The 13,751-nt window shown below is 71.0% G+C and carries 11 protein-coding genes; 6 read left to right on the forward strand and 5 right to left on the reverse strand.

Annotated features, from left to right (window positions below; genetic code table 11):
* Positions 1 to 13 precede the first annotated feature (13 nt).
* The gene (locus ACGHC0_RS15400) at positions 14 to 2,293 is read right to left on the reverse strand and encodes an FUSC family protein (protein ID WP_415266045.1); all 2,280 of its coding nucleotides are present in this window, start codon (positions 2,291 to 2,293) and stop codon (positions 14 to 16) included.
* 192 nt (positions 2,294 to 2,485) lie between these two features.
* Between ACGHC0_RS15400 and ACGHC0_RS15405 the strand changes: the two genes are divergently transcribed.
* Positions 2,486 to 4,492 (forward strand): esterase/lipase family protein, encoded by a 2,007-nt coding sequence (locus ACGHC0_RS15405; protein ID WP_415266046.1) that lies wholly within the window; start codon positions 2,486 to 2,488, stop codon positions 4,490 to 4,492.
* Between the two features lie 11 nt (positions 4,493 to 4,503).
* Here ACGHC0_RS15405 and ACGHC0_RS15410 read toward each other — a convergent pair whose 3' ends face one another.
* From ACGHC0_RS15410 to ACGHC0_RS15425, 4 genes are all read right to left on the reverse strand, one after another.
* Positions 4,504 to 6,162, reverse strand: a complete 1,659-nt coding sequence (locus tag ACGHC0_RS15410) for a methyl-accepting chemotaxis protein (RefSeq protein ID WP_415266047.1) — start codon at positions 6,160 to 6,162, stop codon at positions 4,504 to 4,506.
* A 164-nt stretch (positions 6,163 to 6,326) separates the two neighbouring features.
* Positions 6,327 to 7,274, reverse strand: coding sequence for an IS481-like element ISAav5 family transposase (locus ACGHC0_RS15415; protein WP_415266048.1), 948 nt, complete (start codon positions 7,272 to 7,274; stop codon positions 6,327 to 6,329).
* Positions 7,275 to 7,360: 86 nt separating this feature from the next.
* Entirely contained in the window at positions 7,361 to 8,113 is a 753-nt protein-coding gene (locus ACGHC0_RS15420) for a response regulator (protein WP_415266049.1), read from the reverse strand.
* Between the two features lie 28 nt (positions 8,114 to 8,141).
* A complete protein-coding gene (locus ACGHC0_RS15425; RefSeq protein ID WP_415266050.1) occupies positions 8,142 to 8,762 on the reverse strand; it encodes a response regulator in 621 nt (206 codons plus the stop codon).
* A 128-nt stretch (positions 8,763 to 8,890) separates the two neighbouring features.
* Between ACGHC0_RS15425 and ACGHC0_RS15430 the strand changes: the two genes are divergently transcribed.
* The 5 genes from ACGHC0_RS15430 to ACGHC0_RS15450 all read left to right on the forward strand — a co-directional run bounded on the left by ACGHC0_RS15430 (position 8,891) and on the right by ACGHC0_RS15450 (position 13,642).
* Positions 8,891 to 9,280: a response regulator transcription factor gene (locus ACGHC0_RS15430; RefSeq protein WP_415266051.1), complete on the forward strand. Its 390-nt coding sequence runs from the start codon at positions 8,891 to 8,893 to the stop codon at positions 9,278 to 9,280.
* Positions 9,280 to 10,104 carry an ABC transporter substrate-binding protein gene (locus tag ACGHC0_RS15435; RefSeq protein WP_415266052.1) on the forward strand — a complete coding sequence of 275 codons (825 nt, stop codon included), beginning with the start codon at positions 9,280 to 9,282 and terminating at the stop codon, positions 10,102 to 10,104. Before ACGHC0_RS15430 ends, ACGHC0_RS15435 begins: the two co-directional genes overlap by 1 nt.
* Positions 10,104 to 12,623 (forward strand): ATP-binding protein, encoded by a 2,520-nt coding sequence (locus ACGHC0_RS15440; RefSeq protein WP_415266053.1) that lies wholly within the window; start codon positions 10,104 to 10,106, stop codon positions 12,621 to 12,623. The genes ACGHC0_RS15435 and ACGHC0_RS15440 overlap by 1 nt, the downstream gene beginning before the upstream one ends.
* A 62-nt stretch (positions 12,624 to 12,685) precedes the next feature.
* Entirely contained in the window at positions 12,686 to 12,967 is a 282-nt protein-coding gene (locus ACGHC0_RS15445) for a DUF427 domain-containing protein (RefSeq protein ID WP_013595302.1), read from the forward strand.
* A 375-nt stretch (positions 12,968 to 13,342) separates the two neighbouring features.
* Positions 13,343 to 13,642: a 2Fe-2S iron-sulfur cluster-binding protein gene (locus ACGHC0_RS15450; protein WP_368351818.1), complete on the forward strand. Its 300-nt coding sequence runs from the start codon at positions 13,343 to 13,345 to the stop codon at positions 13,640 to 13,642.
* Positions 13,643 to 13,751 lie beyond the last annotated feature (109 nt).

The raw sequence follows: 13,751 nt of genomic DNA on the forward strand, positions 1-13,751 counted from the left end.
TCCCGCGCCGCCGCTAGGATCCGCCGGTCGCCACGGCCTCGCGCGCCGCGGCGCGCACCTGCCCGGCCCGCTCGGTGGCCAGCGCCAGGCGGCGCACCATCCAGGGGCCGAGATCGCCGTCGTGCGGATCGGGCCAGGTCTGCGCTTCGCCCGGGAGCGACGGCCACGCGGCATCCACCGTGGCCGCGGCGTCCTCGCCCCCTTCCAGCCGGCGGGAGATCGCCTCGGCCGTCTGCGCGAGGGACTCCTGCAGTGCCGCGCCATCCAGGCGCCCGCGCCGCAGCAGCAGCATGGTCTTGATCGCGGTGAGCTGCGCCAGCAACTGGTAGCAGCGCGCCTGCAAATGCTCCAGCGCCACCACGGGCGGCTGCACGGCCCGGGGCTCGGCCATGGCCCGCTCGGTGGCCTGCACGAGGGCCGACAGGCTGTCGTAGGCTTCGCGCCGCGCCAGCCGCCAGGCCAGTTCGGGTGCATTGTCCACCGCGTGCAGCTGGCCCAGCGCCAGCGCCTCGCGCGCGTGCCGCGCCTGCGCCCCCAGCGTGCGCTGCACCAGCGCCGGAATCTGCGAGCGCTCCCAGGAGGGCAGCACATACGAGAACGCCCAGGCGATGCCGGTGCCGATCAGCGTGTCGGCCAGGCGCTCGAGCAGGTCGAAGGCCGGGCTGATCGTCCCGCCGTGCAGCATGTGCGACTGCACCAGGCCCAGCACCGTGGCCGCCACCGCGGTGACCAGGTAGCGCCGTACCGCGAAGGCATGGGCCACGGCCTGCGCCACCGTCAGGCACAGCACCAGCTGCCACGAGGACAGGTGCGCCGCCAGCAGGGCCGCCGCCAGCACGCAGCCCAGCAGCGTGCCCGCCACACGGCTGTTGCGGCGCTCCAGCGTCTGCGCGAGGCTGCCGCGCAGCACCACCACGATGGTGAGCAGGATCCAGTACGCGTGCGTGCCCCAGGGCAGCGCCTGCGCCACCAGGAAGCCCGCGGCGATGGCCAGCGCGGCGCGCACCGCATGGCGCAGCGGCGGCGCATCCCAGCGCCAGAGCGTGGCCAGCGGCGCCCAGGACCAGGCCGTGGGGCTGACGAACATCTGCCAGCTGGCGCGTACCACGGCCAGGTCCGGAGGGGCCTCGCCGCGCGCGAGCGCGTTCATCCGCAGGGCCTCGTCGTTGATGTGCCCGACCCGGTCCGCCAGCCCACGCGCCAACGCGTGGGGCGACGGGCCCGAGATCGCGGCGGGCGGCAACGGATCGCTCCAGCGCAGCTCCGCCAGCGCGGGCCGCGCATCGGCGAACGGCGCGGGCCGGCTTCCGCGCAGCAGCGCGTCCGCGAGCCGGGCGAACTCGGCGGCCGTGTCGAGCAGCACACCGCGCAGCGCACGCAGCACCGGCACGTGGCCCGGGTGCGCCTTGAGCGCCTCCACGTCCAGTTCGCACGCCAGCAGGTGGTCCCGCGTCTCCAGCACCTGCACCAGCATGGCTGCCAGCCGCTGCCGGGCCGGCGTGGAAGGCGCCTCCAGCACGATGTTGCGCGCGCCCTGCAGTTGCTCCGCCAGGGCTGCCTGCCGACGCAGCAGCAGGCGGGTCAGGGCATGGGGTGCCTCCGCCGTGCCGTCATGCGGCGCGGCTTCGTCCTCCGGGCCCTGCGCGGCCGCGGTGGCGCCGGGCGCGGTGGTTCCGGACGGCGCGCTGTCGAACAACCGCGCCTGCACGCGCATGAGCGCCGCCAGCGAATAGAGCGTGTCGGCCACGATCTGCACCCGGTAGCGCGCATTGAGCAGCCGGTTCGCCACCACCGCGTAGAGCACGTACAGCCCCGCGCCCAGCGCGAAATGCGCGGTGATCGCCAGTGCGGCGGGCAGCGGGTCTCCGCCCGGCGGCACGCGCGGGGCCGCGGCCATCGAAAAGATCATGGAGAACATCACCGCCACGGCGATCGGGATGCCGCGCCGGCCCCAGGCCATGGCGAGGAAGGCCAGGAAGGTGCCGGGCACCAGCAGCAGCCCCAGGTGCAGCGGATCGCCATGCAGCCACTGCACCGCGAAAAACAGCGGGATGCCCAGCAGCGGCGCGGGCAGCATCTGCCAGAGCTTGCCGCGGCGCGGCCCGGGCAGGTCCGGCGGCGAGCAGACGATCACGCCCACCGACGCGGCCGCCGCCGCAGCGGCCCCCAGCCAGACATGCACGGCAACGGAGATGAGCAGCAGGCCCAGCGCCACGGAAACCCCGTTGGCCACATAGTGGCTCAGTGCCACGCGCACGGCCGCCCGCAGGCGGTGACTCGGATAAAGCCTCATATGCCGCCGAGGTTACTGCAGCGGTGCGCCCCCAGCCGCCCCGAGGGCATCCGCCGCGTGTAGCATGCGCACGGCCGGGCCGCAAAGCCCCTCCCTTCCAGCACCGGACATGTCCCGCAAGTGACTTCCTGCCTGCCGTCTCCCCTCCACTCTCCCTCCTCCTCCGCAGGCCCTGGCAGCGGATCGTCCGCAATGCGGCGACTGGCGTTCTGGAGCATGCTGCTCTGCCTGGCCTCGCTGCTGGCGGGATGCGCGGGCGTCACCGTCTCGGCCGTATCGCCACGCGACTACCTCGCGCAGCGCCGCGGCGACGTGCTCACCACCGGGCAGCTGAGCGAGGCCGCTCAGGAGGTACTGCGCGTGCTCGGCACCGACGGCGATGCCTGCGACCAGGACATGCCCGCCTGCCGGCAGATGCTCGCGGCCTCGACCGGCGTCGACGAGGAACAGCGCCTGTCCACCCTGGCGGAACTCTGGCTGCTCGCCGCCCTGCGGGCCAGCGGCGACCGCAGGGCCGCCGGCCCCGGTGCCGACGCCCCTGCTCCCGCCAGCGAGGACCAGCAGCTGGACGCCTGGCTGGAAGCCGCCCGCCACGCCTGGGCCTACCTCTTCTTCACGCCGCGCGGCCCCGAGGAACGCGCCTTCGAGGACCGCCAGACCCAGGTGCGCGACTACTACAACTTCGCCACCCAGCAGGCCCTTGCGGGCATGTTCCCGCGCTACCGCCGTACGGTCGCGGCCGAGGGCGGCGACCTGGCGCCCGGCAGGCGCCTGCAGTGGGGCAGCTGGCGGATACGCAGCGAGACCTCCGATCTGCGCCTGCCCAGCGGGGCCCCCGGCCCCAGCGAACTGATCGCCGCTTCCACGCTGCGGTTCTCGGGCCTGCGCAACACCTACCGCCGCGACGGCTTCGGCGCCGAGCTGGTCACCGCCACGCAGCCGGCGGGCGACGCGCACCTGCACGGCGGCCCGCGCCGCAGCGCCCTGCAGACGGCCTCGGAAGCGGAGCAGCCCTTCCGCGAGATGCCCTACCCCTCCGTCACGGCCCTGCTGCGCTTCGACGGAAGCACGCTCGGCGAGGTGCTGGAAACGCGCGATGTGCAGGTGGAACTCTACGATCCCTACCACACGGCGCAGGTCGCGCTCGCGGGGCGCCGGGTGCCGCTGGCCGGCAATTTCACGGCGGGTTACGGCCTGTGGCTCGCGCGCTCGGGGTTCGCGGTGCAGGCCATGCGCAGCCTGCTGGGCATGGAAGACGGCCTGTCGGCACCGCGCATCCACCTCATGCAGCCTTACGATCCCTCGCGGCGCACCATCGTCATGCTGCACGGCCTCGCGAGCAGCCCGGAGGCATGGATCAACGTGGCCAACGAGGTGCTGGGCGACGAGACGCTGCGCCAGAACTACCAGGTGTGGCAGGTGTACTACCCCACCAACCTGCCGCTCTGGGTGAACCGCCAGGCGATCGAGGAGGCACTGGAGCGCACCATTGCCCACTTCGACCCGGCGGGCACGGCCACCGCATCGCGCGGCATGGTGCTCGTGGGCCACAGCATGGGCGGCGTGCTCGCGCGGCTGCTGGTGTCGGACTCCGGCGACGCGCTGTGGGACACCCTGCTCGCGGAGCATCCCCTGTCCCTGGAGGACCGGCAGGCGCTGCAGCCCGAGCTGGACCCGCTCCTGCGCTTCCACGCCCTGCCCCAGGTCGGCCGGGCCATCTTCATCGCCGCGCCGCACCGCGGCACGCCGGTGGCACGGCACCGGATCACGCGCTGGCTCTCCAACCTGGTCACCCTGCCCCTGGCGACCATGGAGCGGTTCGCGGATGTCACCCGGCGGCTCTCGCACACCGAGGCGCCGGAAGGCGGCAGCAGCGTGGTGCGCCTGCCCAACAGCATCGACAACCTGAGCGACACCGATCCCCTCGTGCAGGCCGCCGCGCGCCTGCCCGTCTCGCCGCGCGTGCCCTACCACTCGATCATGGGCCGGGAGTCGGAGGGCGGCCCGCTGACAGCATCGACCGATGGCGTCGTGCCCTATGCCAGCGCACACCTGGACGGAGCCGTCTCGGAACGCATCATTGCCTCCGGCCACAGCGTGCAGGAGCAGCCCGGCGCCATCCTCGAGATCCGGCGCATCCTGCGGGACAACCTGCCCGCAGGCGCGCCTGGCGTCCCGGGGGCACCCGCCGCGAGGTAGTCCTTCGAGACTCAGGCGCCGAGCCGGGCCACCGCACCCACCAACGGGCGCTGGAGCATGCGGGCGGGCGCGGGCGCGGGCGCCGGTGCCCGGGCCGCCGGCGAGCCATCGGCCCGCGCCTCCACCCGGAACACGGCCACCGCGGCCACCAGGTGGTCCGCCTGGGTGCGGAGTGCATCCGCAGCGGCTGCGCTCTGCTGCACCAGGGACGCGTTCTGCTGCGTGGCCTGGTCCATCTGCGTCACCGCTTCGCCCACCTGGCCCACGCCCATGCTCTGCTCACGGCTGGCGATGCTGATTTCCGACACCACCTCCGTCACCCGCTGGATGGAATCCACCACCTCCGCCATGGTGGCACCCGCCTCGTCCACCAGCGCCGTGCCGCTCTGCACCTGCGCCACGCTGGCGGTGATCAGTTCCTTGATCTCCCTGGCAGCGCCGGCGCTGCGCTGCGCGAGGCTGCGCACCTCGCCAGCGACCACCGCGAAGCCCCTGCCCTGCTCGCCCGCACGCGCTGCCTCCACCGCCGCATTCAGCGCCAGGATGTTGGTCTGGAACGCGATGCCGTCGATCACGCCGATGATCTCGGCGATCTTGCTGCTGCTGCGGTCGATGCCGCGCATCGTGCTCACCACCTGCGACACCACCTTGCCGCCGCGCGCGGCCACTTCGGAGGCCGCCTGCGCGAACTGGCTGGCCTGCTGCGCGTTGTCCGCGTTCTGCCGCACCGTGGCACCCAGCTCGTCCATCGATGCCGCCGTCTCCTGCAGCGCGCTGGCCTGCTGCTCGGTACGCGCCGACAGGTCGTTGTTGCCCTGCGCGATCTCGGCAGACGCCGTCGCCACGTTCTCCGAGCCCTCACGCACGGTGGACACCACCCGCGTCAGCGCATGCTGCATGTGGTCCAGCGCACCCAGCAGCGGGCTGAACTCGTCGCGGGCCGTGTCCACCACGGGCACCGTCAGGTCGCCGGCGCGCACCCGCTCGGCCACCGCGCAGGACTGCGCCACGCGGCGCTGCAGCAGGTTGGCGATGTACCAGGAAAACGCGATCAGGCCCACGGCGATCGCCACCACCAGCAAAGACAGCTGGGTGCGGGTCCGGAAGGCGTCGTGCTGGATGGCGGCCAGTTCCGCGTGCAGCTGGTCGGTCTGCGTCTGGCGTTCCTTGGCCAGCCAGGCGAGCAGGCGGTTGCGCATCGGGATGGTCTCGCCCACCAGCACCTCGAACGCCTCGTCCTTGCGGCCTTCGACGGCCAGGCGGAGGTTGCGGTCCGCGATGGGCTTGAACTCCTGCTCCAGCTTCTGCCAGACGTTCACGAAATCCTCACGGGCCCGCGGGTCCTTCAGCTCCGCCAGGAAGGCGGCGTCGTTGTCGGCAATCCGCTGGTACTTGGTGTCGATGTCGGCCAGCGTCTCCTTCAGGGCCTCGGGAGAACGCACCAGCATGGCGTGGCGGATCTGCAGGGAGATCCGGGTGATGCTCAGCTCCGTGCTCGCGATGCGCGTGAGTTGCGGCACGCGCCTGTGGCCGGTCGCACTCGCCAGTTCGCCCACGCGGCTCAATTGCGTCCAGGCCGTCACCGCGGCGGCAGCCAGGGCGACGATGAGCACAACGGAGACGGCATACAACCGGCGCGCGATGCCGGGGCGGAAAAAAACAGCAAGCATGGGGAGGCGCCTTGGGGCTGGGAGGGGGATAAAATGATACGAACAATTTGCGACAGAGCGCATGTTTTTATCACTTTCATGACATATGTCATGCCCCGCCCCGGGTAACGCCGCACGTCACCGCGCCGGAAACAGCGCCCGATGTGACGCCGCGCGCTTCGCGGCTAGGTGTTGAGTCTCACGAGGTTGTTCACACCCGGCATGCGTGTGATGGGAGGCTGATGGCCGAGCGCGGAGTGTGGCCGGCACCAGTTGTAGCCGTCAATGAAGGGCTGCAGGGCAGCCGTGCGTTGGGCTGAGCTTTCGTAGGGTCTGGCATAGGCCCACTCCCGCAGGCTGGTCTGTACGAATCGCTCGGCCTTGCCGTTGGTCTTGGGCGTATAGAGCCGGGTGCGGATGTGGCGGATGCCCAATTCCTCGCAGGCCGCGCGGAAGGCGTTTTTGTAGCCAGAGCCGTTGTCGGTCATGACGCGCTCGATGCGTACGCCGATGTTGGCGTAGTAGGCCACCGCGTCTCGCAGGAACTGCACGCAACTCAGCGCTGTCTCGTCGGCCAGGACCTGGGCGAAGGACACGCGGGAGTGGTCGTCGATGGCCAGATGCACCGCATCCCAACCGATGCCACGGTTGCGGTTCTGGGTTCGGTCGCCGGTGATGCGGTGGCCCACGCCGTGGATGCGGCCGAGCCGCTTGGTGTCGATGTGCAGCAGTTCGCCCGGGCTTGCGCGCTCGTAGCGACGCACGGGCTGCGGTGGCTCCAGCGATGCGAGCCGGCTCAGGCCGATGCGGTCCATGTGGCGCGCTACGGTCGCCAGACTGCGGCCGGTCTCACGGGCGATGCGCCAAAGGGGCAAGCGCTGGCGGCGCTGCTGTTCGAACAATTGGACCTGCTCGGGTGGGCAGGCTTGGGGGCTGCGGTGCGGGCGGGAGCTGCGGTCGAGCAAGCCATCGGGGCCTTCGTTGCGAAAGCGGGCCATCCACTTGTAGCCGGTGCGCAGGCTCACGCCTGCGGCTTCGCTGGCCTGGCGCATCGTCCAGTTCTGCTGGAGCACTCTGTCGACCAGAAGGGCTCGACCTGCGCGGGTCAATCGCGCATGCTTATGACTGTTCATCCGGTGTCCTGTACTGAGTTGCTGGGGCCTGGTAACCACAGCTTCCCAGGTCGGGCCTGGATGAACAACCTATTGAGACATCACAGCTAGGCCGTCAGGCGCGCGCGCAGCACCTGCCAGAGCGCCCGCGCGGATTCTGCGCGGTCTTCGAGGGCGGCCAGTTCCACCTCGCGCGCCAGGGCGCCGTCCTCGGCCCGGCCCAGGGTGCGCAGCACGCTCGCCAGGCTGTGGCAGAGCCTGCGCAGCGCCGCGAGGTCGGACGACTGCAGTGCCCGGTCGCCTTCGGCGGCATCGCGGCCGAACTGCAGCAGGCAGGCGGCGCGGTAGGTGTGGAACAGGGCGGCATCACCGCTGAAATACTCCCGGATGGCCGCGGCCTCCGCACCCATCGCCGCGGTACTGCCGGGTTCGGCGCCATGCGGCGTCGCCCGCACGGCACCGCCCGCCGCGGGCGCCAGCGGATCGGAATCGGCCAGCGCCTCCCGCACGCACCGCTCCAGAGCCGCCACGGCGACGGGCTTGTCCAGCGCGCGCCACGCCCCGCAGGCAGCCAGCTCCTGCCGCACGGCATGGTCCAGCCCGGCGCTGAGCACCACGATGCGCGCCCCGCCCGCCAGGCCGGGCTCGGCCTGCAGGCGCCGCAGCAGGCCCATGCCCGACTCGCCGGGCAGCATCAGGTCGGTGATGACCAGCGCGGCGCGGTGCTCCTGCAGCCATGCCAGGGCGGACTCGACACAGGGGCAGGTCTGCACCGCCACGGGCAGGATCTCCAGCGCCATCGACACGAAGCGAGCGACCGAGGGATCGTCCTCCACCAGCAGCACGACAGGCTTGTCCATGGTCTGCCCCCGTTCCACCGCGCCTTGCTCAGCCGCGGGCGGCCAGGCTGGCCCGCAGCGCCTCCGGAAGCTGCGCCACCATGGCGGGCTTGTGGATCACCGGCAGGCCCTGCAAGGCGAAGGCGTAGGGCTCGCGCTCGGCTTCCGAGAGCGATGTCACCACGATGAGCTGCACGCGGGCGAACTGCACGTGCGACCGCAGGCTCGTGATGAGCGCGGCGCCGTCCAGGCCCGGCAGCAGGATGTCCACGATGAGCACGTCCGGCTCGAGCTTGCCGCACATGGCCAGGCCGGAGATGCCGTCGCTGGCGATGTGCAGGGACACCTCGGGGAACTGCTGGTCCAGCAGCAGCCGGATCAGGTTCTGGTAGTGGACGGAATCCTCGATCAGCAGCACCTTGGCGCGGCCCCCCGAGGCGCTGCGTGCCGCCGCTGGCCCGCCCGCGGCGGTGCCGCGGCCCACCTCCCTGGAACGCAGCCAGCGCTCCACCGAGTCGCGCGAGATGCGGCGGTGGCCGCCGGGGGTCTTCCAGGCCTCCAGTTCGCCCCGATCCACCATGAGCTGGATGGAGCGTACCGCCATGCCTAGCAATTTGGCGGTTTCAAGGGTGGTGTAGTGGTCGTTCTGGGCGTCTTCTGAATTCGGCATAGCTGGCATTGTGCCTCTGTGTGGCATGCAAGATGTATGCAGTATGTGTCTTGTGGAATGCATTCCACTTGCATTGGGAAAATCTAATAAATATGATTCAACCTTTGCAAGGGACTGCGCGCCCATCCATGAAGACCGTACTCATCGTTGACGACCATGCGGATATCCGCCGCCTCCTGCGCATGACGCTGGAAGAACAGGACGTGTCGCTGCACGAGGCGGCCAGCGGCGAGACCGCGCTGGCAGTGGCGCGCGCGCAACGGCCCGACGTCGTCCTGCTGGACGTGATGATGCCCGGGGCATTCGACGGCATGGAGGTCTGCCGCCGCATCCGTGCCGACCCGCAGCTCTCCCACACCCGCGTGATCATGCTGAGCGCGGGCGACGACCTGCGCGACCGCGCCGCGGGCCTGGCAGCCGGCGCCATCGAATTCATCGCCAAGCCTTTCAGCCCCGCGCGCGTCGCCGAAGCGGTGCGGCGCCTCGACACCGCCATGGCGGCCCCGGCGGGCGGCTGATGCGGCACCCCCTGCAGGGCCTGGTCCCCCGCCTGCACGGCAGCGCAGCCGCACTGGCGCTGGCCTGGGCCCTGGCGGCGACGCCTCCGGCCGTGGGCGCCGGGCCCGTGGCCGAGCGGGTGAAGGCGCGTGGCACGGTGCATGTCTGCATCTGGCCCAGCTACCGGGGGGTGACCTACCGCGACCCGCGCACGCATGCGCTCAGCGGCATGGACATCGAGCTGTCGCGCCACTTCGCCCGTGAACTGGGCGTGCGGCTGCAGTATGTCGATTCGTCCATGGACGCCATCGTGGCCGACCTCATGGACGAACGCTGCGATGTCGCCATGTTCGCGCTCGGCATGATGCTGCCGCGCCTGCAGCAACTGCAGTTCAGCCAGCCTTATCTCCAGAGCGGCGTGTTCGCCATCACGACCAGGCGCAGCTCGGTGATCCGGCAATGGTCCGACCTCGACCGGCCCGGCGTGGCGGTCGCCGTGCAGAGCGGGGCGGCCATCCAGCTGCAGGCGGAGCGGCATTTCCGGCATGCGCGCATCGTGCCGGTGCGGCCGCCGGACAGCCGCGAGCGCGAACTGCTCGCGGGCCGGGTGGATGCCTTCATGACCACCAGCGTCTATGCCCAGCAGCTCGCGCAGAAGGCGGACTGGGTACAGCTCATCGCACCTCCCGAGCCCTTCCTCGGCATTCCCGCCGCCTATGCCGTGCGTCCCGGCGACGAGGCATGGCTGGCCACCGTGGACGACTTCGTCGCGCGCATCAAGCGCGACGGCCGGCTGCGCGAAGCGACCCGGCGCCATGGCCTCGATGCCATGGCGTTGCACTGATGCGCATGCCGTTCCTGCAGCGCGCGCTGGGGAAGCTCGCGCGGCGCCTGTCGCCCTGGCCCTCCGGCACCCCCGTGCTGATCGCCGGCCTCGCCGCCGCGGCAGGGGCGGTGGCGAGCGCCCTCGTGGTGAGCATCGGCGACCTGCATGGCACGCTGGCCACCAGCGAGGGCCAGGCCCGCCTGCTCGCCCGGGTGCTGGAAGACCAGACGACGCGCACGTTCGATTCGGCCGAGATGGTGCTGGCGACCCTGGCGCACGCGCAGGCCACCGAGACCCATGGCGGTGCCGAGGGCCGCGCCGAGGCCGGCCGGGCCATGCGGCAGGCGCTCACCGCCCTGCCCTTCATCCGCAGCGTTTCGCTGGTGAACGAGCATGGTCGGGTGCTGGCGAGCACCGACTCCGCCGCCACCGGCATGGACATCGACCGCAAGCGCCTGGGGCCATGGCAGGAAGCGGGCGGCCAGTACATCGGTCCGCGGCTGCCCGGACGCGGGCTGGAGAGCCTGCAGCGCGGGATGCCCCCGCCCCCCGCCCCGCCGGGCCTGGCCTTCGTGCCGCTGCTGCACGGATTCCGCGACAACACGGGGGCGCCGATGATGCTGGTGGCGCTGGTCAACCCGGACGCGCTCTCCAACTTCCAGTACCTGGCACTCGAATCGCTCAGCTACGACGCGGTGATCGCCACGGACGACGGGCGCCTGCTCGCCTCCTCCATCCCCCTGCCCGACCCCGGCGCCCGGGACATTGCCTCGCTGCCGGTGTTCACGCGCCTGCTGCCCCTGAGCGAGCACGGCAGCTACATGGGCCCGGGCGTGCAGGGCCCCGAACGCGTCGTGGCCTACCGCGCCTCCCGCAGCAAGCCGCTGGTGGTCATCGTGGAAGAGCCCGAGCACGAGGTCTTCATGCGCTGGCTTCGCGAGTCCTACCCTTTCCTGGCCATGGAACTGGGACTGGTGGCGCTGGCGCTGGCGCTCACCTGGATCGCCTGGCGCAGCCTCCGCGCCCGCGAGGCGGCCCGGGCCGCGGTGGACGCCGCGCAGGACCGCATCGCGCGCAGCGAGCGCGACCTGGCGCTGCTGCTGCGCAGCGTGCAGGAACTGATCTTCCGCACCGACCGCAATGGCGTGCTCACCTATGTGAATGCCCGCTGGAGCGCGCTCTGGGGGGAGCCGCAGACCTCGGTGATCGGACGGCGGCTGCAGGACCTGGTGGACCCGGAGGGCCAGGAGCGGGTGGCCGCCATGCTGGATCCGGGCTCCCAGGCCGCGCTGCGCACGCGCCAGCTGCGCGTGCGCTCGCCCCACGGCGACGAACGCGTGCTCGATGTGGCCGCGGTGCCGCTGCGCGCCGCAGACGGCCAGGTGCTCGCCTTCGCCGGCAGCGCCGTGGACGTGACCGAGCGCGAGCGGGCCGACCAGCGCCTGCGCGCGCAGCTGGCCTTCCAGAACCTGCTGCTGGAGACCAGTCCCCAGCCGATGCTGCTGACCGACCTGGCGCACCGCGTCGTGCTCGTGAACCGCGCCTGGGAGCAGGCGATGGGCTGCACGCGGGAGCGCATCGTGGGGGAACGCCGGGCCCTCTACCCGGGCGAGGAAGAGGACAACGCCGCGCTTTCGTCCGGCGGCGGCACCACGCTGGAGCGCGACCTGCCCTACGGCGACGGCACGCGGCGCGCCACGCGCGTGCTCAAGGCCGCCGTGCACGGGGACCACGGCGACGTCACGGGCGTGCTCAGCATCCTGGTGGACATCAGCGAATTCCGCGAGGCCGAGCGCGCCACCCGCGAAGCGCACGACGCCGCCGAGGAAGCGGCCCGCACGCGTTCCCAGTTCGTGGCCAACATGAGCCATGAACTGCGCACGCCGCTGCAGGCCATCATCGGCTTCGCGGAGCTGGGCTCGGCGCGCAGCCAGGACGAACGCCTGGGCGCGATGTTCACCGACATCCACGCCGCCGGCCAGCGCATGCTGGCGCTGGTGAACGATTTGCTCGACGTGGCCAAGATCGAGAGCGACATCGGCACCATCCACCTGGAGCGCACCGACCTGCGCGGCCACATCCGCACCGTGGCGCGCGAACTCGGCCCCCTGGTCGCGTCGCGCCGGCAGGATCTGCGGATCGACCTGCCGCTGCGGCCCCTGGTGGCCCGGGCGGACCCCCGGCGCTTCCAGCAGGTCGTGCGCAACGTGCTGGCCAACGCCATCAAGTTTTCTCCGGACGGTTCGTGCATCCAGCTGCGCGCCGGCATGGATGCGGGCGACACCATCTGCATCGAAGTGCAGGACCAGGGCCCCGGTATCCCCCCCGCCGAGCTGGAACGCATCTTCGACGCCTTCGCCCAGTCGAGCTTCACGCGCAACCGGTCCGGCGGCACGGGGCTGGGCCTGGCCATCTGCCGCAAGATCGTCGAGGCGCTGGATGGCCGCATCCACGCGCGCAACGTGGAAGGCGGCGCCGTCTTCCGCATCGAGCTTCCCGTACGCGGGCCGGCGGACACCCTGCCCGCGCCCCTCTGAACGCCCCCCCGCGAAGTCGGTTATGGTGGAGCGCCACTTACTTCCACCGAGATCCACATCCCATGAAAGCCACCTGGAACGGCGTGGTCGTCGCCGAAAGCGACGACACGGTCCTCGTCGAGGGCAACCACTACTTCCCCGAAAGCGCGCTCAAGGCGGAATACTTCACCTTCAGCAACCACCGCACCACCTGCCCCTGGAAAGGCCAGGCTGCCTACCGTTCGCTGCTGGTGAACGGCGAACTGAATCCGGATGCCGCCTGGACCTACCCCGACCCGCATCCCGAGGCCGAGCAGATCCGCGGCCGCTTCGCCTTCTGGAAGGGCGTGAAGGTCGAGGCCTGAGCGTTCCGCGGTTATCCCTGCCCGCACTGGACAATCATGTGGATAACCCGGGAACGACGCTGTACGGCGATCGCAAGTGCTTGATTTTCCTTGCAAACCCACGCGCTGCCCAAATTTTGTGCAATCCGCTTCCGGCCTGCGCCCGGTTATCCCGCACCGCATGGGACAACAATGTGGATAACACGGGAGCAGCGCTGTATGGCGATTGCAAGTGATTGATTCACAAGGGATTGATTCCCGTTGCCCAAAAAATGTGCAGTGGGAAACCCGCAGGCAGGCCGCCCGCCGGGCTCCTGAAACCATAGCTGCCCACCCCATGGCGCCGCGATCCGCCACCGATTCCATCCTGCCCCGCCAACCCGGCGGTTCCTTCCCATGACGTCTCCCGCCCCCACGCCACCGTTCTTCATCGCCCGCGTCGGCAACGACGGCACGCAATGCGATGCCTGGCCCGAGCAGACCCTGCTGCAATCCATGGAACAGGGCGGCATCGACTGGCCGAGCTCCTGCCGCAACGGTACCTGCCGCACCTGCATCGGCATGCTTTCCGAAGGCACCGTGCGCTACGCCATCGAGTGGCCGGGCCTCTCGCGCGAGGAAAAGGCCGAGGGCTGCGTCCTGCCCTGCGTGGCCTACCCCACCAGCGACGTGCACCTGGAGACCTCCGCGGTCTGAACCTGTCCACGGGCCGACCCACGTGACCCGAGGCGCCCGCCCCCTTGCGGAGCGGCGCCCACCTTCGCCAGAATGGTCCCACCCTGCGGGGAATAAAAGAGGGAGAGAG

Origin of the sequence: Acidovorax sacchari, assembly GCF_042847045.1 — a bacterium.
Lineage (GTDB): Bacteria > Pseudomonadota > Gammaproteobacteria > Burkholderiales > Burkholderiaceae_C > Paracidovorax > Paracidovorax sacchari.